Source organism: Dyadobacter diqingensis (assembly GCF_024220585.1).
GTDB classification, from domain to species: domain Bacteria; phylum Bacteroidota; class Bacteroidia; order Cytophagales; family Spirosomataceae; genus Dyadobacter; species Dyadobacter diqingensis.
The window spans coordinates 110,168-130,501 of sequence record NZ_JAMXKF010000012.1 but is presented as its reverse complement, the minus strand read 5'-3'; the positions used below and the strand labels follow the sequence as shown (position 1 = coordinate 130,501).

The window sequence follows — 20,334 nt, the reverse complement described above, 5'->3', positions numbered from 1 at the left end:
ATAAACCCGAAGGGTTGGCAGTATTATAGCAAACATAGACACACATCCCTCTCTTAACCCCGTAGGGGTGACCGATAATTGGTAAGCTTCTAAATGAACATCATCCGGTATAACACAAAAAATCCCTTGTCGAAACACGACAGGGGATTTTTTGTGTTATACATTTTCATAACGATTTACATCGTACTTCCTTTGAATTCAATCGAATCAATCGCGAAAAGCGGTTTGCCATTGGCATCCGGATTTTTATAAACAAAAACGATCCTGTGTTTTTTGTTATCTGCCGGTGCTGTGGTTGCCAGGTTTACGATTGTCGATGATTCGACTTTTGTCTCTCCGATTTTCAATCCCGTTGGCGAATCCAGACGTGCTTCCAGGATTCCGCCAGCCGTTTTGTCACTGCTGATAACCGATACTGCGAGTGCTGAAATTCCTGTTAGATCGATATCGTCAAAGGCGATAAAACTTCCGTTTGCAGAGCCTAAAACAACTTCGGGACCTGCCGGTGTTTTGAATTTTACAAAACCTTTTCCTTCGTCCATCGTGTTGGCCTGAACTTTTGCAGGGCGTAATGCGACCGTTTTTGTGCCTGTCAGCGGGCCCATCAAACCATTGCCTTTATCCGTATAAGCAGCCGTGAAAATGTAAGAACCTTCTTTTTTCTTGGCTTGTGTTACATAGCTACTTTTCAGAGGCTTCTTGTCAACAACCTGTTTTTTAGCCAATGAAAGAATATACTTAATCATTTCTTCCACCTCTTCCGGCTTGTGCTGCGGGTGCGCGGCCATAGCCTGTTCGCCCCAAACACCACCGCCACCTTTGATTACTTTGTCAGTCAGCGTTTTCAAAGAGTTACGTTGATTTTCATAACGTTTGGCTACTTCGATATAAGCTGGCCCGATTGATTTTTTATCTACCGAGTGACATGCTTTGCAATCGCTTAATTCGATCAAACGCTTGCCGGTATCAAAACCGGTATTGGCTTGGTGCCCTTGTGCCAAAACAGTCTTGTCGAATCCTTCCAGATAGTTAATGGTAAGTGTTACTTCATCTTCCGGAATAGTCTTCTTAACGACGCTGCCATCTTCCTTGTCAGTAACCGAAACTTCGTAATTAACCGGTTTGTCGTTCCAATAAAAGGTTTTGTTTCCTTTGATCGCCACGTCAACCTGCGGAATGGCGTTCCCGGCTTTAACCGTTACTTCTGAGGTATTGCTGTTGCCGGCACTGTCCGTCACTTTAAGAATTGCGGTGTACTCGCCAGCTTTTGTGTAGGTAAAAGTTGGGTTTGGCAAATTGCTTTTTCCCAAACCTTTCCCAAATGACCACTCGTATTTGATCGCATCACCATCATAATCAAGCGATCCTTTTGACGAAAAAGCTACCTTCAACGGAACTGCGCCGGTTGTATTGGTGGCTTTGGCCGCGGCTAGCGGAACGCGGTTCCCTGCATTGTAAGTGATATGCGAAAGACTTGCTTCATCATTTTGAGCGAACCAGTTTGGACCATATTCCAGGGTATATAACGACCCATCGTTTGCAAACTGCATATCGATCGGGTGGCTGAATTTACCTTTTGGCATGAAACGCTCGATGTTAACCAGATCGCCTTCCTTGTTCATGGTTACAATATTGATGTAATCACGGATCCAGTCATAAGCGAAGAATTTGCCGTTGTAGTAATTCGGGAACTTGCTTTTACTCTCCTGATAATCGTTATAGTAATATACCGGTCCGGCCATGGCGTTACGTCCTCCTTTACCTACGATAGCGCCAAAGTCAGGCGAATCGGCATATGGATACCAGATAAACGCAGGCTGCGCAGGAGGCAGTTGGGTAATACCCGTATTGTGCGGAGAATCATTGATCGGTGCAGCAGGATCGAAAGGTTTTCCTGAAGTGCTGTCGGCAAAGTTGTAAGAAATATAGGGTTTGTTGTCACCGATAAACAAAGGATAACCGAAATAACCCGGCTTTCTTGCCTGGTTCACCTCATCATAACCGCGTGGCCCGCGTTTCGGGTTGTCGTTGGAAGCGTCAGGTCCCACGTCACCCCAGTACACATAACCGGTGTGCTGATCTACGGAGATACGGTACGGGTTACGCGTTCCCATGACATAAATTTCAGGACGGGTTTTGTCAGTACCGACCGGGAACAGGTTACCTTCCGGAATATCGTAAAGGTTGGTTCCGCCAGGCATATTCGCGCGACGATCGCCGTAACGAGGTTTAATACGCAGGATTTTTCCTCTTAAAGAATTGGTATTGGAAGAAGAATGGCGGCCATCCCAACCTTCACGTCCGGGACGGCCGTCAATCGGCCCATATCCGTCGGACTGGAAAGGATTGACATCATCACCGGTCGACAAGTATAGATTTCCTTGCGGATCCCACGCAATAGAACCACCGGTATGGCAGCAATCCGTCCTTTTTACAGGTACTTTTAAAAGATTTTCTTCCGTAGATAATAAAAGCGTGTCCTTGATGTCATCATATTTAAAGCGTGACAAGTGCTGGGCCGTGTCAGCTTCGCTCGATGGGGGAGAATAATACAGGTATACGAGTTTGTTCGTTTTAAAATTCGGGTCAATGTTCAAACCCATCAACCCATATTCCTGTTTGATATAAACCGGAACTTCCGCTACAACTTTAACTTTTCCCGTTTTGGGATTGTAAAGTTTAAGTTTTCCTTTTCTTTCTGCCAGCAGAACGCGGTGATCGTCAAGAACCACCAGTTCAGTAGGTTCATCCAGTTTGCTTACCAGCACTTTTTTCGTAAAACGATTTTCTTCCGGACGTGCTTTTGAATAGTCGAGTGACGAAGCCATCACATATTTCAAACCACCGGTAAGGTGTTTCAAAAATACAGGATTGACGAAAGTTGCGTCTTCGTGGCCAAAGTTGGTGTAAAACGCTTTTCCTCCGTCATACTCGTGATACCATGACATCGGATGGTTATCACCCATTTTGCCATCTTTATATGTTTTTTCATCAATCTTGACAAGAACAGTTACCTGTGGATTGAAGTTTTTGAAATCATAAAATTCATCTTTGATTGGCCAGCGATCCGGAAAACCTTCCATTGACGGATGTTGCTTGTTGACTGCATAAGCTTCTCCGTTTTGTACATTAGGATTGCCCGGGTGGCTCGCAAAATAGGCTCCCGCCAGTTTGTTGTACCATTGCCAGTCGTATTCTGTGTCTGTGGCAGCGTGGATACCCACATACCCACCACCAGCCTGGATATAATGTTCGAAAGCTTCCTGCTGACTTTCATCAAGGATATTGCCGGTTGTGTTTAAAAAGATAACGGCACTATATCTGTGCAGATTTTTTTCGGTAAAAGCGGTGGCGTTTTCGGTTGTGTCAACGCCGAAACCAACTTCCTGGCCGAGTTTAATGATCGCAGTTCTTCCCGCGGGGATAGACGCATGGCGGAAACCTGCTGTCTTTGAAAATACAAGTACTCGTTTTTCAGGGGTTACGGTTTGGGCAATGGAGATAAAAGAAGCGCATAGAGCAAGGCAAAATACGCCCAGATATTTCAGGGGTTTTTTGAAAGAAGGATACTTCATTATTGTTTTTAATTGAGTTTCAGTAACAGATCAGGGGTTTATTTAAACAGCTTTTTACTTCTATTACCATGTATTACCCGCAGGGTACAAGTAAATGTATAAAAAAACCTATCAGTCATAAGAACGATAGGTTTTCATTATACTTGTTATGTGGACAATTATTTAATTAAAGTCCTAGAATTCTGCGGTTAAACGCCTCGTCGGCACCTGTACCTGCAAAATCGTCAAAAGCTTTTGTCGTTACATCAATGATGTGGTTTGCAATAAAAGGAGCACCTTCGGCAGCACCTTGTTCTGGTGATTTTATGCAGCATTCCCACTCCAGAACTGCCCAGCTATCGTAGTCGTACTGAGAAAGTTTTGAGAAAATGCTTGGGAAATCAACCTGTCCGTCGCCCAGTGAACGGAATCGTCCCGCGCGATCAGCCCATCCTGCAAATCCACTGTAAACACCTTGTTTTCCGGTCGGGTTAAACTCAGCATCCTTTACGTGGAACGCTTTGATGCGGTCGTGGTAAAGGTCGATGAATTGCAGGTAGTCAAGCTGCTGCAACACAAAGTGACTTGGATCGTAGTTGATATTCGCTCTTGAATGTCCGTCAAGATAATCGACAAACATTTCGAAAGTAGCACCGTCAAAAAGATCCTCGCCCGGGTGAAGTTCGTAACAAACGTCCACACCGTTCTCGTCATAAACATCTAAAATTGGCTTCCAGCGTGCCGCCAGTTCTTTGAAAGCAGTTTCTACCAGACCAGCCGGACGCTGAGGCCACGGATAAAGGAACGGCCAGGCCAAAGCACCAGAGAATGTTGCACTGGCAGTCAGCCCAAGGTTTTTACTGGCAACGGCCGTGTATTTAAGCTGCTGTGTAGCCCATTCAGCTCTTGCCTTTGGATTTTTACGCACTTCCGGAGCCGCGAAACCATCATACATTTCGTCGTAAACCGGGTGTGACGCCACAAGTTGTCCGATAATATGAGATGCAAGTTCCGTAATTTCCAGACCTTTATCTTTTAACTTACCTTTAAGTTCATCAGCGTACGTCTGAGATTCAGCGGCAAGTTTGATATCAATAACTCTCGGATCCCAAATTGGTAGCTGAACACCCTTGTAGCCAAGATCAGCCATATAGGTTGTTAGTCCGTCAAGGGTATTGAATGGAGCCTCATCACCCAAAAATTGAGCTAAGAAAATGCCAGGTCCTTTTATAGTTTTCATAGTTTTTTTTAATGTTGGATGATCGAATGAGTGAATGATAGAATGGCGGAAACAAACTTAATGGCTTGAACTGCCTCTTGCTTTGGAGAGAATTTTTAGAATTTCTTCCCCTTCTTTCATTAAGCTATTTAGCTTTTCTAAGGGTAAAATTCCGGATTCGGAAATTATTTCCAGCCAAAATAATGATTCATCCGCTTCTTCTACTGTTATACTTAGTTTAGCAAAAAACTCTTTATTACTTCTGGCTCTGCATACTGCCCGGTAATTTGCGCCTACCGAAGATGCTGATCTTAGAAATTGCTTCCCAATAATCCTCGCTTCTTCGGAAGAAGGCAAAGCTCTAAACAACTTAATACTTCTTAAAACAAATTGTTTGGTTCTGTCTTTTAAAGCATTGATAAATTCCTCTTTAGTGTGTGTCATCTTGGTGAATTTTGAATGATGGATTGAGTGAATGATAGAATGGGTAATACAAACTTAATGGAAGTTTATTCGACCCGGTTACTCATAGGAATGAAAACCGAATGAGCCAACCATTCACTCATTCCATCATTCACTCATTCAAAATTAAACGGCCACCCAAGCCTGCTTTTTATTACTTTCCAAAATTCTTTCGCAAATCAACAGCTCGCGATATCCGTCAGCGAAAGTTGGGAATGTAGGGTTTTCAGGTTGCTTACCTTCTGCGATCGCCGCGTAAACCTCCTTAAACATTTGTTTTGATGTATCAGGGAAGCCTTCGTTGTGGCCACCCGGGAAAGTGATCAGGGAACGAACATCGTCGTTGACAAGCGAGGGATCGCGCATCAAAATTTCGTTGCTCTTGTCGCGGTTACCAACCCACATTTCGTTTGGCGCTTCCGAAGTCCAGTTGAAAGTTTTCTTAGAACCTGAGATTTCCAGCGTCATGCGGTTTTTACGGCCTGCAGACACCTGAGAAACAGTGATGACACCTTTGCTGCCATTGTCAAAGCGAAGAAGCACGTTTGCATGATCTTCAGTTGTGATAGGCACATCAGCATAATCTTCCGGCTGAAGCATTTTTCCTGAATACGTTTCCACCGGTTTCAATGGCTTCTTACGTGTCTTATGGATGGTGTTAAAGTCAGCAAGTACTTCCACCGTTTTCAAACCTGTGATGTATTCAAGAATATCCATCAGGTGAGAACCGATATCGGCAATTGCGCGCGAGTCACCAGATTTATCCGGCTCAAGACGCCAGTTGTAATCTGTTTCGTAAAACAGCCAGTCCTGAAGGTACGATCCGATGAAAGAATAAATTTCACCAAGTTCACCACGTTCACGCATCGATTTCATCTGACGGGCAAGCGGGTAATAACGCAGGTTAAAGTGAACCGCATTGACAAGTCCTGTTTTAGCTGCAAGCTCAACAAGCTCTTCGGCTTCTGCAAGATCCTTTGCCAGTGGCTTTTCACAGATAACGTGTTTCCCGGCCAACAAAGCCGCTTTTGACTGTGAGTAGTGAAGGAAGTTAGGTGTACAAATGTGGATTGCCTGAATATCGTCCTGCTTAAGCAACTCATCAAATGTGTAAGAGCGGGCGATTCCCAATCCGTCAGCCTTTTGTTTGGCCAACTCGGCAGTTACTTCACAAAGAGCAGCTACTTCAACATTAGGAAGGCGTCTTAACGCTTCGATATGGGCAGGGCCAATAAAACCGGTACCTACTACACCAACTTTTATTTTAGTCATAAACAAGGTAAAAGGAATGTGAAAAATATTAAAAAAAGATTGTGGATATACAAAAATATAGCGTGAAGACCGGAACAAGTTCCGATCCTCAAACAGGTTTTTTTCTGATATCTACTCAAAAGTAGTCCACTTTGTGTCAGATTTATCAGAGGCGATAACGGTATTTACGAATTTCATGCCGCGTAAACCATCCTGAGCAGAAGGGAAATCATAAACCGGATCGGCTTTTTTACCCTCCCAATGGGCGCGTACGTGGATCGCGAAATTGCGATACAGATTGGCAAAGGCCTCAAAATATCCTTCCGGGTGACCGGCCGGTATGCGGGTATGCACCTGAGCCGCTTTTGACAGATTGCCAACGCCGGTACGGATCAGTCTCACACCTTGCTGTGTTTTATGGATCAGCGTGTTTGGCTCCATTTGTTTCCATTGCAAACCGCCTGTTTCTCCATAAACACGGATATTCAAGTCGTTTTCTTCTCCGTTTGCAATCTGGCTGTTTTGCAAAATTCCTTTGGCACCGTTATTGAAACGTAACAAAATGTTTGCATCATCATCCAGCTGACGGCCTTCTACGAAAATCGTCAGGTCTGCGCAAAGTTGTGTGATTTTTAATCCGGTAATATATTCAGCCAGGTTTTCGGCATGCGTACCGATGTCGCCCAACCCGCCGCCAGCGCCTGACTTGCTCGGGTCCGTACGCCATGCAGCCTGTTTGTTGCCTGTCACTTCAACGAGTGTCGAAAGCCAGCCCTGAGGATACTCAACAATGACTTTACGAACTTTTCCGATTGCACCCGAAGCGATCATTTCTTTCGCTTCCTTCACCATCGGATATCCCGTGTAGTTATGGGTAAGGCAGAAAACCAGTCCTGTTTTCTCAACCAGCGCAACAATTTCTTCGGCTTCTTCGATCGTCAGCGTGATAGGCTTGTCACATACCACGTGAAACCCATTTTCAAGCGCCAGTTTGGTTGGTGCAGCATGCATGTGGTTTGGGGTAACGATAGAAACAAAGTCCATCCGTTCTCCTTCCGGAAGCTGTTTTTCTTTGAGAATCATCTCTTCGAAATTGGCATAAACGCGGTCTTCGGGTAAGTAAAGAGCTTTTCCTGTTTCCTTTGATTTCTCGGGAGACGAACTGAAAGCACCGCAAACAAGTTCAATTTCTCCGTCCATGATAGCCGCACGGCGGTGAACACCTCCAATAAAAGCGTCAAGTGTTCCTCCCACCATACCCATCCTTATCTTTCGTGACATTCCTCTGGGTTTAAAGTTTTTAAAAGATTTTATACTTATAAAGAGTAGTATCTATGACTCTTACTTCTTACAAAGATATATTTAACGTAGAAAAAATGTGTCTCAAAAGGTAGATAGATCAGTAGATTTGTTTAATATTTGTTTTTTCTGTGAAAATCTTAAATAATATTGTTACCCCGGAACTAGTAATGAATCACTCTCAAATATTTTAACTTTTACAAAAGCATGTCTCAACCAATTAATAGCTCACGGCTTTTTAACGCAAGCTGTCTTGCCATCATTACAACGGCCTTTTCATTCAGTATCAGGGCTGGTATTCTTCCTCAATTGGGAACTGAATTTGGCCTGACCGCAGAGCAATTAGGCTTTATCAATTCCATGTTCTTTTTTGGCTTCCCGATTTCAATGATTATTGGGGGGATTGTTTACCACTCTGTGGGGCCGAAAATAATTATGCAGGTAGCGGTTGTTGCCCACACGCTGGGGATTTTGCTTACGATTTATGCCGGCGGATACGTTGGTCTTTTGGTTTCGACGTTTTTTATAGGTTTTGGAAACGGCTGTACGGAAGCGGCGTGTAATCCTATGATTGCTGATATGTACTCTACCAGCAAACTGAATAAAATGTTGGGCCGGTTTCACATGTGGTTCCCGGGTGGTATTGTGATCGGTAGTTTAATATCCAAATTTATGACGAGCGCAGGTTTCTCCTGGCAGACACAGATTTGGGTGCTTATGCTTCCAACTGTGGTTTACGCATTCTTGTTTTTCGGTCAGGCTTTCCCTAGACCAAAAGTAGAAGGCGTTACCTCAATTGCAAAAAATTTCCAGGCGATGCTTACTCCCCTTTATGGTTTCATATTCTGCTGCATGGCAATGACTGCCATTACAGAATTTGGACCTAACCAGTGGGTGACGGTTGTTTTGAGCAGCAGTGGAGCAGATGCGATGCTGGTATTGGCATTAACGTTTGGTGTAATGACATTAGGAAGACTTTTCACAGGACCTGTTGTAGCGCAATTGGGTCAAACGGGCGTTTTGTTCGGAGGTTCAATTCTGGCGGCGATCGGGATTTATATGTTTAGTACTGTAACAGGGCCAATTGCCTACGTGGCAGCTGTGATCTTCGGTCTTGGCGTATGTTTCAACTGGCCGATCATGATCGGTTTCGTGGCACAGCGCGTACCATTGAGCGGCGCTTTGGGTATGTCCATTATTGGTGGAGTAGGGATGTTGTCAACTTCGATCTTCCAACCTTTTATTGGTTCATGGATTGATGAAGCACATGCTGAAAATGCTGCAAAAGGGCTTACAGGATCTGCATTGGAACTTGCGGCTGGTCAGTCTACTTTGGCAACCATGTTGACATTCCCTCTTATACTAATCGTAGCATTCATCGCGTTATGGGCCTGGAAAGGCAATCCAAAATCCGGCGGGCATGTTGACGAAGCGCAACTGGCACAACAGACTCAGTTGTAATTTTTAGGTTACACAGAGATTAAAGGAGTTAAAAAGAGGGCCACAGAGTTTTATTTCTCTGTGGCCCTCTTTTATTTTTCTCTGTTAACCTCTGTGTAACCTAAGAAATTACTTCAATTTCACAATCGTTACGCCCGCTCCGCCACGATCAGGATGTTCGTCCTGCATATTGGAAACGTGGGAATAACCACGCAGATGATTCCGGACCAGCGTCCTCAAAATGCCGTCTCCCTTGCCATGTACGACACGAAGTTCGTCGTAGCCTAACATGATGGCATTATCCATAAATGAATCCAGTACACCCAAAGCTTCTTCACCGCGTTTCCCCCGGATATCCAGATTAAAACTGAAATTCATCATCCGCTCATTAAGATCCACGCCTTTGGAAGTTGTTTTCAACTTTTTCTCACCGGTCGCGGCTTTATAAGTTTTGTTGGAGACTTTTTCCAGGCGATTGAGTTTAATATTGGATTTCAGGTCACCGATGCGAATCTCCACATCTTTTCCTTTTAACGCCAACACTTCACCAATGGCTGTCTGTCCGACAATGCGGACATAACTTCCCACGGTTATGGCGCCGTCTTCGGGTTCAAAAATATTGTCTTCGGATGGTTGCTCTTCAACTTCCTCAATGACCAGATTTTTTTTGCCAAACTTTTCAAGCTCAGTCCGGACCGTTTTGGTTTTTTCCTTTTCAGCTTTATTTTCCTTGATCTCCCGGATGGTATTTTCAATCAACTGGTTCGCATCAGACAGCAGATTCTTGGCTTTCTGTTTTGCCTCGTTAACCAGTTTTTTCTCGTTATTTTCGAGATTGGATTTGAGTTTGGTGTATTCTGAAAGCTGTTGTGCCAGCTTCCGCTCCTTGATACCCAACTCGATATTTTTCTCCGCAAAAACCTTTCTTTCGATATCCAGTTCTTTCAGTAATTTTTCAAAATTTACCTGCTGTTTACCAAGCTTATCTTTCGCTCGGTTAATCACAGCATTGGGCAGGCCGATTTTTGAAGCAATTTCAAAGGCAAAAGAACTTCCCGGACGGCCAATTTCCAATTGGTAAATCGGTTCGAGGTGTTCGCCGTCGAAACGCATGGCACCGTTAACAAGACCGTCGGTTTTGTCGGCCAGCACTTTAAGGTTGGTATAATGGGTGTTGATCACGCCATAAGCTCCCGATTTTGTCAGGTCTTCCAGAATCGCTTCTGCAATAGCACCGCCTAGGCCCGGTTCTGTCCCTGTTCCAAATTCATCGATCAGGAAAAGGGTTCTTTTATTGGAAAGCGTAAGAAAATGACGCATGTTGGTCAAATGCGAGCTATACGTACTCAAATCATTTTCCAGCGACTGCTCGTCACCGATGTCAATAAAAATATTCTGGAAAAAACCAATGGTTGAGCCATCCGCCATCGGGACCAGCAATCCGCATTGATGCATATACTGGATCAGTCCGACTGTTTTCAGGGAAACCGATTTTCCTCCCGCGTTGGGGCCGGAAACAATCAGGATTCGTTGTTTTTCCTGCAATTCGATATTAAGCGGAACGACTTTTTTTCCTTGTTTTTGAAAGGATAAGTGCAGCAGCGGATGCCTGGCGTCCTTCCATTCGACGATCTGCTTATTGACAAAAGTCGGGTTGGTCGCATTCATCTGAATCGCAATTTTTGCTTTTGCCCTCAGAAAATCCATCAGTCCCAGAAATCCGTATGCTTTTTGCAAATCAGGAACAAAAGGACGAAGCTGGTCGGTCAGATGCATCAGGATGCGGTTGATTTCGCGGCGTTCCTCATATTCCAGCTCGCGGATTTCATTGTTTGATTCAAAAACATCCGTAGGTTCAATGAAAACCGTTTGTCCTGTTGACGACTCATCGTGCACAAAACCTTTCAGTTTGCGCTTGTGCTCGGCCGCCAGTGGAATAACCATACGCCCGTTTCTAACAGTCAAGGAAACATCTTCGCTGATCCATCCGCTGTTTTTCGCAGTCCGCAGCATGGCGTCGAGTTTCTTGCGAATCCCCGCCTGTTCTGAAATCAACCGTCTGCGGATGCGTGCCAGTTCGGGTGAAGCCGTATCGCGTATCTGTCCGCGGTCGTCGATAATCTTATCAATCGCGTCCGTAATTGCCTTATCAACTTTTACTGTTTTGGCATATTCACTCAGCAATGGAAATGCCTCAGGCTCCTGATTCGCAAAAAAGCGAAGGCATAACCTGATCGTTTGCAAAGAAGCTTTCAGGTCTGAGAACTCAGCCAGCGTCAATAACATGCCTTCGATTGCGGCACGTTTTAAATAGGGCGTTGCATCGAGGTAATTCTGAGAAGGAAAATCCTCACCAATTTCCATCACTCTTTTCATTTCAGCAGTTTGGCTGACAAGTTTTTCAACCATGCCGAAATTGTCCGAGAATCGGATTTTTTCAACATAACCACGCCCTAACGGACTGATACATGCTTCTTTGAGCAGTTCGCGCAGTTTGTCAAAACCTAATTTTTGTTCAATTGTATTGGGGTATAACATTTCTGGTATTTCGAATTTTGGGACGGCCCTAGCAGGTTATTTCAATGCGGATTTTTCTTCATCCACTTTAACCCCGGCCGGATTATAATTTTTATTTAAATACACCCTGAATCTCCTGTTTCAGAAAAACAAGCGCATGGGTGGTCGGCTGAATTTCTTTTTGAATAACCTGTGCAAAAATTTTCTTTGCCAATTCTGATGCCGGTGCTTCTGACTCTACTTCCGCCGCTGCCTGGTTAATCACCGAAACAATTTCGTTCATTGCGTTCACAATATGTCCCCAGGCTTCGTTGCTGATATAAATTTGTTGCGCCAGATTGTGGTTAAATTCCTCACGGATTTCGTGGAGCAGTATTTGTTGCAGTTCCAATGCGCTGGACGCCGATGGTGCCAGTCTTAGCAACAGATTATTGGGTGTAATTCGTTCTAAAAACAGGCACATACGTTCATAAGCCTGCAAACGAAGCGGTAACGTTATTTCAGTGTTTTTGCTGTGTATATCAAATTTCTGTTTTTCAAAAACTTTATCGGCAACAGTTGTGATGGTCAGATACATGCCATAGGTAACAATAGCTCCCAGTATCATGACGGTAATAAACGAATAAAACTCCATAGCTTTGGTAAGGGTATTAGATTGCGGAAAGAAACGCAAAAATACAAGATAACTGAAAATTAGAAGGAAGAAATTGAATTAATTGCGAATTGAAAAAGCCGATTTGCTGTTAGCTTCTAGCAAACCTTTATCAGCGCTGTTGTTTTAAGATTATAAAGGTCTGCTTTTGTTTATTTTTTATTCCTCCGAATGCATACTCTGCAACCGTTTGACAGAGCACTTCTAAGAGGGAATTTTTTGCAAGAATTCATGGAGAACCCAATACGGATTACAGACAAGGCAAAGCTTGAAATTGTTACGACGTTAGAAGCCAATAAAATTCCTGACACCTACGGTCTTCGGGTAGGCTTGCGCGGAGGAGGGTGTAGTGGTACGTTTTTACTTGGTTTTGATACTGCGTCTGACTTTGATCAGATCTATAAAATCGATGGTATTAAAGTGATTATTGACAAACGGCATTTAATGTACGTTCTTGGCGTTTTGGTAGATTACGAAGAGGGTATGAACGGGAGCGGTTATACGGTTTCTTCCCTTGAGAAGAAATAGAATAACCGTATGCTTAATTTACAATTAATCCTCAATGGTTACATGTTTCCAGTTTTCTCCTGACCGGATTCTGTTCAATTGGGTATGTGTGATCCCAAACTGCTTTGCAATCATTTTCAGACGGTTATTGTCATTTTTAAGCAATTTTTTGATGATTCTAACCTTGCTTTCTGTCAGTTTGTAATTTTTGGTTCTGCGAGGGATAACACGATTGATGAACGCAGGGTTTTCACGGTTGTGATCGATCATTTCCGTTTTTGTAACCCATCTTAAATTCTCGTAGTAGTTGTTTTGCTTTTCAAAATCTGTGTGGATTACAAAAGCGTGATCATCGCTTGCTTTATCTACAAAATGCTCTGCTACCAGTTTGTGTACATATCTGTTGATCGTCTTGCCTCCGGCTGCACGGATATTTAAAGAACGATAACCCTGAATTACGGACCCCTTTATTATTGCACCATCCTTGGGATTATTTTGAAAACTCTTAAGTCTTCCATAATTAGAAACTTCATAGTGGGGCGCATTTTCGATTTCATCGAATTTTATTTTAGCCCATTTCTCATTCCAAAAACTCCGGCTTATCGTTGGCTCATTCATTGTTTGACATTCGATTATTGAATTGGAAACTTTTTAAAATTTATTGTTACTGTTAAGTAATACTATAACGTTGAAGACTTAATACTAATAGTGAACGTTTTAAAAACAAAAAGGTTTATTATTTTCTTTTATAATTAAAACTATCCATTGAAACATACACTCATCATCGGCGCGTCTGATAATCCGGCAAGATATTCGTTTCTGGCAGCCCAGAAACTAAAAGCGAAGGGACATTCTGTTTTACTACTAGGCCGCAGAAAAGGGCTTGCAGCAGGGCAGGAAATCCATATTCAACCTTTAGCATGGGAAAATATTGACACGGTTACCTTATATATCAATCCAGGAATTCAAACAGCTTATTACGATTATATTGTTTCGCTAAAACCAAAACGCGTAATTTTCAATCCTGGTACAGAAAATCGCGAATTTGAAAACATTTTAATTGCTAAAAATATCGTACCAGTTGAAGCTTGCACGTTAGTCATGCTTACAACGGGACAGTATTAATATTCAGGAGGAGAGTGGCAGAGGAAAAAATGGATATGTTTCAGTCCATTTCCCTTATACAAATGTACTTTTCTATTTCCTTATTTTTATAAAAAAACTTTCCTTTTTTAACCTCTGACGGTATTTACCACCTGATCAGGGCCGAACCCCAGGTAAAACCACTGCCAAAAGCCGCCAAACACACCAGATCACCCTCTTTTATCCTTCCTTCTTCCCAGGCCTCAGCCATGGCGATAGGAATTGAAGCTGCCGTCGTATTCCCAAAACGTTGAATGTTGTTGACAACCTGTTCTTCGGATAACCCCATTTGCTGTCTTACGTAATCGCTGATTCGGATATTGGCCTGATGCGGCACCAGTATGTTCACATCCGAAGACTGAAATCCGTTTGCCTCCAGCGCCTCATTGATCACTTCACCAAAACGCACGATAGCGTGTTTGAAAACAGTATTTCCGTTCATGTGCACGTTGAAGCCGCCTTCGTCAATCATTTCGGTCGTTGCTGTCCTGCCTGCCCGGCTGCTGCCCGGCTCACGTACAAACAAATCTTCGGCAAACCGCCCGTCTGCGTGCAGGTGGGTGGACAAAATGCGATGATTCGGGTCATTGGTAGCCTGGATGACTGCCGCGCCGGCTCCGTCGCCGAAAATAACGGCCGTATTTCTGCCGGCCGTGCTCTTGTCAATCCAGGACGACTGGATTTCTGAACCTACCACCAGTGCTGTCTTATACATCCCCGATTTGATAAACTGATCGGCGATCGATAGCGCATACACAAAACCTGAGCATTGCTGGCGAATATCAAAAACCGGTTTGCCGTCCATTCCCAGCTCACGCTGCATTAAAAATGCAGATCCGGGAAAAAAGTAATCCGGTGTTATGGTCGCGTAAACAATAACGTCCACGTCGTCCGGCGTCAATCCGGCTCTTTCCAGTGCCTGCCTGGAAGCGGCGGCCGCCATGCTGTAATTTGTATCTTTTCCGTATTCGAAATAACGGCGCTCTTTAATACCGGTCCGTTCCTGTATCCATTCGTCGGATGTGTCCATCCATTTTGTCAGATCATTATTGGTGATAATGTTTTCAGGAACATAATAGCCAAGGCCGGTAATACGCGAAAATGTCATGCAGAATTTATTTTGTACAAAAGCCCGGTTTAATCAGGCAAAATTTAACTGTTTGTTATCCCAAAAGACTGTACGTCAGTTTACTTGTCAAACGATAAATCCGTTGGGATTGGCGCAAATTTGCAACAAAAAGTTCTTGTTACCAATTCAGGCATCCTTTTTAACCAAATTTGCCGTAACCGATAAACCGATATAGACGATCAGTATCAGCGGTATAGCCAGAATTTTGAAGAATGCCAGCAGCAGCACCGTCACGATGATGAAGGAGTAACGTATTTCATTTCCCTGCCAGCCAAACGATTTAAACTTCAACGCAAGCAGTTTTATTTCGGCCACGAGGAGGTATGACATGACGACTGTCAGTATCATGAGATTGGTGGTGTTGACGATCAGCGGTTTCCAGCTTTCGTCCTGAAAAACAATCACCGGCAGCGACGCGATCAGCAGTGCATTGGCAGGCGTCGGGACACCAATGAAGGAATCACTTTGCCTCGGGTCATTATTGAATTTTGCCAGACGGATTGCGGAGAAAATGGCAATCAGGAAGGCTCCGTACGCTTTCCAGATACCCATCAGGTCAGGGATGCTCTGCATCAGCAGCTGATAAATGATGATGGACGGCAGAAGTCCGAACGTAACCATATCGGCCAGGGAATCCAGGTCGCGCCCGATCGGGGAACTGACTTTTAAAAGTCTGGCAGCAAATCCGTCAAAAAAATCGAAAATAAGGGCAATGCCGATCAGTCCGCAGGAAATGATGAGATTATTGTGAAACGCCTCCACCACGCCCACACATCCGCAGAGCAGATTAAGACAGGTAAGTGCATTAGGAATATGTCGAAGAAACATTTTAATTTTCAATACAGGGTTTGGGTACTTTTCAAAAAAGCAGAATCAGTACGACCGTTTTTGCCTTTTTGCGGTAAACTTTATTTCAAAAAGGGATTGTTCTTTTTCTCAAAACCAATCGTGGTTGGCTGCATATGACCAGCGTAAACAGTGTAACCATCAGCCAGTGTAAAAAGTTTGGTTTTGATGCTGGTAATAAGTGTTTCGAAATCGCCGCCGGGCAAGTCGGTGCGCCCGATACTTTGTCTGAAAAGCACGTCGCCGCCGATAACAAACTGTTGCTCATCATTGACAAAAGCAACATGCCCTGGCGCGTGACCCGGTACAAAAAGTATCCTTAGCGATGAATTTCCGAAAGTTACTGTATCGCCTTCGTCAAAATAGGCGTCTATTTCAGGTTCATCAAAACCTGAAAAACCGTAGTTGGAGGCATACGATTTGACGGCTTTAAGAAGCTGTTCATCAATTTTATGCAGGGAAAAAGGAATATTATATTTCGTTTTGACAGCCGCCACACCCAGCACATGGTCAATGTGCGCATGTGTATTGATGATGCGGACGGGCTTTAACGCATTACTTTCAATGAAGTCGTAAAGTTGTTTATACTCAGCCTTGTCATAACAACCCGGATCGATAATAACTGCCTCGCCGGTCTCATCGTACAACAGATAGGTATTTTCAGAAAAAGGATTGAAGACAAAAGATTTAATCTGTATCATTATTTCAAACGTAAAAATAGGAGCATGCTCCCGCGATATATAATCGCTAAGTTACGAAACAGATTGTAAAGTGGGCTTACAGCGTCTTCTTTTCGCTAACGGCGGCATATATCCTGTCAAAGAAAAGCTGGATCCTTCCCTTATAAGTTGTTTCGGTACCCACACAAAGCCAGATTTCACCGGCAGCGTTTGGTTTTACTTCTACTGCCAGATTGGCATTGTCCCGTACGATGGCCCTGTAAGCAACCGAGTCGATATTATTTCCGGCATCGCCGAGATATAACATTTCGGTTCCGCTTTTGCCCAATGATCCCTTTTTTATGGAAACATTATAGAAATTCGAAGCAAGGATTTTTTTAGGCTCCTCGGTGGAGGCACCCGCTTTGATATAGGTAATTTGTCCGGCCCCGCCAACGGTGTCGGTATAACTCGTCGTCAGATTGATCCGATAGGCAACCTTGTAGGTTAGCGCCGGGTTGAGTCCGGTAATTTTTCTTTTGATAAACCAGAAAAGGCTGTCGCCGGTATTCACGCCTTCTACGCGTAATCCGAGCGCTGTGCTGTCGGTTCGTTCAGGAATTTTGTCCTGTTTGACCAAAAACTTGACCGCACTATCCTGTCCGCTTTTGTAAAATGCAAAATCACCCGTCCAGTCGTCCGTTCCGGTTTGAAAAGTGCTGTCGAAAAATAGGATGGGCAGTGGATCCGCTGCTTTTTTGCAGGCAGCGAGATAAACCGTCATGATCAAACATCCGAATAATATCCAATTTTTCATCTATTGCAATTCCCTTTTGGCTTACTTAATTTATTGCTCCGTTAACGTGACCTTGATATTGTCGTAATAGAAAACGGTTTTTCCTTTATAACGGGTATCTTCTCCTATGCAAACCCAGATAATTCCCTTCGAATTGGGTTTAACGGTAATGTTTTTTGCGTTGCTGTTACGGTTGATCAGTGCATAAACCGACCTTGTGGCGGTATTGGTAAAATCACCCAAAACAGACATTTCTGCTCCATCCTGATCCCAAAGTCCTTTTTTGATCGATAAATTATAATAGAATTTGTCGGTAGGAGTTTTAACCGGCTCCGTGGGAGAAGCTCCGGCTTTCAGGTTGATTGTCTTGCCGGATCCGCTCGGCAGGTCGGGATAGTTGGTTGCCAGATTGATGTCAAAGGAAACATTGTAGGTTTTGTCGGGATTCAGGCCGACAATTTTCTTTTTCAGAAACATGAAAATGCTGTCTCCTACGTTATTTCCCTCCATTCTCAGGCTCCATTTCAACGAATCGATAACGGCCGGGAGGGAGTCGCGTTCCATTTTAAATGCAATTTTAGTGGTATCGGCCCGGTTGTACAGGGCGTAATCTGCCGTCCAGCCTTCTGTGCCCGTTTCGAATTCAGAAATCATCGTCCGCACAGGGTCCACATTGTTTCTTTCCTCACTGTTGCAGGCTGACAGGCCTATCAATACGACTAGTTTTGCCCACTTCAAATATTTCTTCATCAAAATTAAATTGCTTTGAGTAGACAAAACTAGTCGAAATTATGGAGACGACTGACTAATTGATTACCTTTTCAGTAATTGAAGTTTTAATTCTGTCGTAATAAAGTGCCGTTAATCCTTCGTAACCCGAATCGGTTCCCACGCAGAGCCAGATTTCACCGCTTGCATTCGCTTTCACTTCCACCGGTTTGGCCAGGTTATCGCGTTTGACAATTTTGTAATCATCTTTTTCAAGTCCGTTTTCGATATTTCCCAGCACAAATAGCTCCTTGCCTCCTTCTGACTGTGCACCTTTGTCAAGATTGAAAGTGTAAAAATTATTTTCAAGCCTTTTAACCGGTTCGTTAGGCGATGCACCGGCTTTCAGATATACCGAGCTGCCGGGTGATCCGCCTATGCCAATGCCCTTGATGGGTGCGTTGGTTCCCAGATCAATATCAAATACAACGTTGTAAGTCTGATTTGGTATTAATCCGGTCACTTTCTTTTTCAAAAACATAAACATATCGTCGCTCCGGTTGTGGCTTTGCAGCAGCAAACCGTTTCTTTTCCTGTCAAGCGGAGCTGGCAATGCCGCGCGTCTGAACCTGAATTCGATAATGGAAGTATCGGTATCCTTGCTATACTCGGCCAGTTCACCAGCCCAGCCATCTGCATCTCTTTCGAAATCGGAGGTGATGACAAGACCCGATCTGACGATTTCATTGTTATCATCGCAAGAAACCAAACTTAAACCCGCAGACAGGGCTAACCCGCCTAAAATCATCCATTTTTTCATAGCTTAAAACAACTTTTGGTACATTGAAAATTAATTGACTACTGCTCATCAAGATTCATGTTCCCGGCCGTTGGTTGGAAAAACGGTGCGAAGTTTTTTTTAAGCTGCGCTTTTAAGCTGACTGTTAATGCGTTCAGAATTAAAATTATCCGATAAGAAATATCGTGGGCTGCTTATGAAGGTCAGGCTTGTTCTTTTTCCAGTATTTCACCGGATGTGTTTCAATAAACTCGTCTTCAGAGGTAATGTTTGCAGCGATGCAAAGCAGGGTATCGATCTGACAAATATCCAGTAGGGCGTCCAGAAAGGAGTTGTTCCGGAAAGGTGTTTCCATAAAAATCTGCGTCTGGTTTTTCTGAATGACGTCAATTTCCAGCTGTTTGATCGTCGCTTTCCTTTCAGCCTTATCGATGGGGAGATATCCGTGAAATACAAAGGACTGTCCGCTCATGCCCGATCCCATCAGTGCCAGTAAAATAGAGGACGGCCCTACAAGCGGTACCACTTTTAAACCGATTTGATGCGCAAAGTCAACCGCGACCGATCCCGGATCGGCAACACCCGGACATCCGGCTTCTGAAATGACACCGGCATTTTGTGTCAGCCCTTTGATCTGCTCCCGTGTCTCGCCACGCGGCGTGTCTTTGTGCAACTCGTAAAAAGTGATGTTATCGATCACTTTACCCAATTTGAGACTGCTGATGAAGCGGCGTGCGGTTCTTATATTTTCCACAAAAAAGACGTCAACATTTGCAATCACATCTTTAATCTGCGGTGTCAACACCTGGTCGTTGGTTCCTTCTGCAAGTACGGTCGGAATGAGGTACAGGGTTATGTCAGATTGGCTCATAAGTTGTTTTTTGGTCCCTTTCCAACCATTTGCCGGAAAAGTGAATCTATAAATAAAAAAGCAAAGCTATGAAACGACTACTTTACTTTTCTTTATTTCTGCTTTTTCTGTCGAATTGTAAGAATAATAAGGCTGATGAAAGTGAAATTTTATCACAGATCATCGGGAAGTGGCGTTTGATCGAGATTGAGGAGACGATATTGGAGGAGAAAAAGCGGCGGCCGGTAGCTGTTAAAGATCAGGTGGAGATCTCATTTGGTTTTGACGGGAAAACGCTAGACATGGGACGTGAACCCGTTTGTTGTCCTCCATCAGCCATAGAGGTTAACGGAACGTTGTTCAATGTTAAGTCGACAAGCGCCAATGCTTACTCTTGTCTGGCGGTTCGCTGCGGAAATGTCCCGCCCTTACTTGTTGACTTAAATGAAGATGTAATGATTATTACCAATGGAAGGAGACTTAAATACGTAAGAAACTGACCG

Annotated in this window: 19 protein-coding genes; 4 read left to right on the top strand and 15 right to left on the bottom strand. The window is 43.9% G+C overall.

Annotation, left to right across the window (positions count from 1 at the left end):
- Nucleotides 1-176 precede the first annotated feature (176 nt).
- From M1L62_RS26075 to M1L62_RS26055, 5 genes are all read right to left on the bottom strand, one after another.
- Nucleotides 177-3,575 (bottom strand): ThuA domain-containing protein, encoded by a 3,399-nt coding sequence (locus M1L62_RS26075; RefSeq protein WP_254562592.1) that lies wholly within the window; start codon nucleotides 3,573-3,575, stop codon nucleotides 177-179.
- A gap of 166 nt (nucleotides 3,576-3,741) precedes the next feature.
- A complete protein-coding gene (locus M1L62_RS26070; RefSeq protein WP_254562591.1) occupies nucleotides 3,742-4,794 on the bottom strand; it encodes a sugar phosphate isomerase/epimerase family protein in 1,053 nt (350 codons plus the stop codon).
- Nucleotides 4,795-4,851: 57 nt separating this feature from the next.
- Entirely contained in the window at nucleotides 4,852-5,217 is a 366-nt protein-coding gene (locus tag M1L62_RS26065) for a four helix bundle protein (RefSeq protein WP_254562590.1), read from the bottom strand.
- 144 nt (nucleotides 5,218-5,361) lie between these two features.
- Nucleotides 5,362-6,507, bottom strand: coding sequence for a Gfo/Idh/MocA family protein (locus M1L62_RS26060; RefSeq protein WP_254562589.1), 1,146 nt, complete (start codon nucleotides 6,505-6,507; stop codon nucleotides 5,362-5,364).
- A 111-nt stretch (nucleotides 6,508-6,618) separates the two neighbouring features.
- On the bottom strand, nucleotides 6,619-7,749 hold the full coding sequence (locus M1L62_RS26055) for a Gfo/Idh/MocA family protein (RefSeq protein WP_254562663.1): 1,131 nt from the start codon (nucleotides 7,747-7,749) through the stop codon (nucleotides 6,619-6,621).
- A 243-nt stretch (nucleotides 7,750-7,992) separates the two neighbouring features.
- On the opposite strand from M1L62_RS26055, the gene M1L62_RS26050 reads away from it, so the two are divergent.
- Nucleotides 7,993-9,246 (top strand): MFS transporter, encoded by a 1,254-nt coding sequence (locus tag M1L62_RS26050; RefSeq protein ID WP_254562588.1) that lies wholly within the window; start codon nucleotides 7,993-7,995, stop codon nucleotides 9,244-9,246.
- Between the two features lie 108 nt (nucleotides 9,247-9,354).
- Here the strand turns inward: M1L62_RS26050 and M1L62_RS26045 are convergent, their stop codons facing one another.
- Nucleotides 9,355-11,763 (bottom strand): endonuclease MutS2, encoded by a 2,409-nt coding sequence (locus tag M1L62_RS26045; RefSeq protein ID WP_254562587.1) that lies wholly within the window; start codon nucleotides 11,761-11,763, stop codon nucleotides 9,355-9,357.
- A gap of 91 nt (nucleotides 11,764-11,854) precedes the next feature.
- Nucleotides 11,855-12,376 carry a DUF7935 family protein gene (locus M1L62_RS26040; protein ID WP_254562586.1) on the bottom strand — a complete coding sequence of 174 codons (522 nt, stop codon included), beginning with the start codon at nucleotides 12,374-12,376 and terminating at the stop codon, nucleotides 11,855-11,857.
- Nucleotides 12,377-12,625: 249 nt separating this feature from the next.
- Here M1L62_RS26040 and M1L62_RS26035 point away from each other — a divergent pair, with 249 nt between their 5' ends.
- Nucleotides 12,626-12,922, top strand: a complete 297-nt coding sequence (locus tag M1L62_RS26035; protein ID WP_254562585.1) for an iron-sulfur cluster biosynthesis family protein — start codon at nucleotides 12,626-12,628, stop codon at nucleotides 12,920-12,922.
- A gap of 24 nt (nucleotides 12,923-12,946) precedes the next feature.
- On the opposite strand, the gene M1L62_RS26030 is transcribed toward M1L62_RS26035, so the two are convergent.
- Nucleotides 12,947-13,519 carry an NUMOD4 domain-containing protein gene (locus tag M1L62_RS26030; protein ID WP_254562584.1) on the bottom strand — a complete coding sequence of 191 codons (573 nt, stop codon included), beginning with the start codon at nucleotides 13,517-13,519 and terminating at the stop codon, nucleotides 12,947-12,949.
- Nucleotides 13,520-13,666: 147 nt separating this feature from the next.
- Between M1L62_RS26030 and M1L62_RS26025 the strand changes: the two genes are divergently transcribed.
- Nucleotides 13,667-14,026, top strand: a complete 360-nt coding sequence (locus M1L62_RS26025) for a CoA-binding protein (protein WP_254562583.1) — start codon at nucleotides 13,667-13,669, stop codon at nucleotides 14,024-14,026.
- A 124-nt stretch (nucleotides 14,027-14,150) separates the two neighbouring features.
- Here M1L62_RS26025 and M1L62_RS26020 read toward each other — a convergent pair whose 3' ends face one another.
- The 7 genes from M1L62_RS26020 to M1L62_RS25990 form a co-directional block, all read right to left on the bottom strand.
- A complete protein-coding gene (locus tag M1L62_RS26020; protein ID WP_254562582.1) occupies nucleotides 14,151-15,152 on the bottom strand; it encodes a 3-oxoacyl-ACP synthase III family protein in 1,002 nt (333 codons plus the stop codon).
- Nucleotides 15,153-15,299: 147 nt separating this feature from the next.
- Nucleotides 15,300-16,001 carry a CDP-diacylglycerol--serine O-phosphatidyltransferase gene (gene pssA, locus M1L62_RS26015; RefSeq protein WP_254562581.1) on the bottom strand — a complete coding sequence of 234 codons (702 nt, stop codon included), beginning with the start codon at nucleotides 15,999-16,001 and terminating at the stop codon, nucleotides 15,300-15,302.
- A gap of 80 nt (nucleotides 16,002-16,081) precedes the next feature.
- On the bottom strand, nucleotides 16,082-16,720 hold the full coding sequence (locus M1L62_RS26010) for an MBL fold metallo-hydrolase (protein WP_254562580.1): 639 nt from the start codon (nucleotides 16,718-16,720) through the stop codon (nucleotides 16,082-16,084).
- A 76-nt stretch (nucleotides 16,721-16,796) separates the two neighbouring features.
- Nucleotides 16,797-17,495, bottom strand: a complete 699-nt coding sequence (locus M1L62_RS26005) for a hypothetical protein (RefSeq protein WP_254562579.1) — start codon at nucleotides 17,493-17,495, stop codon at nucleotides 16,797-16,799.
- A 30-nt stretch (nucleotides 17,496-17,525) separates the two neighbouring features.
- Entirely contained in the window at nucleotides 17,526-18,224 is a 699-nt protein-coding gene (locus M1L62_RS26000) for a hypothetical protein (protein ID WP_254562578.1), read from the bottom strand.
- A 55-nt stretch (nucleotides 18,225-18,279) separates the two neighbouring features.
- A complete protein-coding gene (locus M1L62_RS25995) occupies nucleotides 18,280-19,002 on the bottom strand; it encodes a hypothetical protein (protein WP_254562577.1) in 723 nt (240 codons plus the stop codon).
- Between the two features lie 145 nt (nucleotides 19,003-19,147).
- Nucleotides 19,148-19,852: an SAM-dependent methyltransferase gene (locus tag M1L62_RS25990; protein WP_254562576.1), complete on the bottom strand. Its 705-nt coding sequence runs from the start codon at nucleotides 19,850-19,852 to the stop codon at nucleotides 19,148-19,150.
- A gap of 68 nt (nucleotides 19,853-19,920) precedes the next feature.
- On the opposite strand from M1L62_RS25990, the gene M1L62_RS25985 reads away from it, so the two are divergent.
- A complete protein-coding gene (locus M1L62_RS25985; protein ID WP_254562575.1) occupies nucleotides 19,921-20,331 on the top strand; it encodes a hypothetical protein in 411 nt (136 codons plus the stop codon).
- The last annotated feature ends 3 nt before the right edge of the window (nucleotides 20,332-20,334 follow it).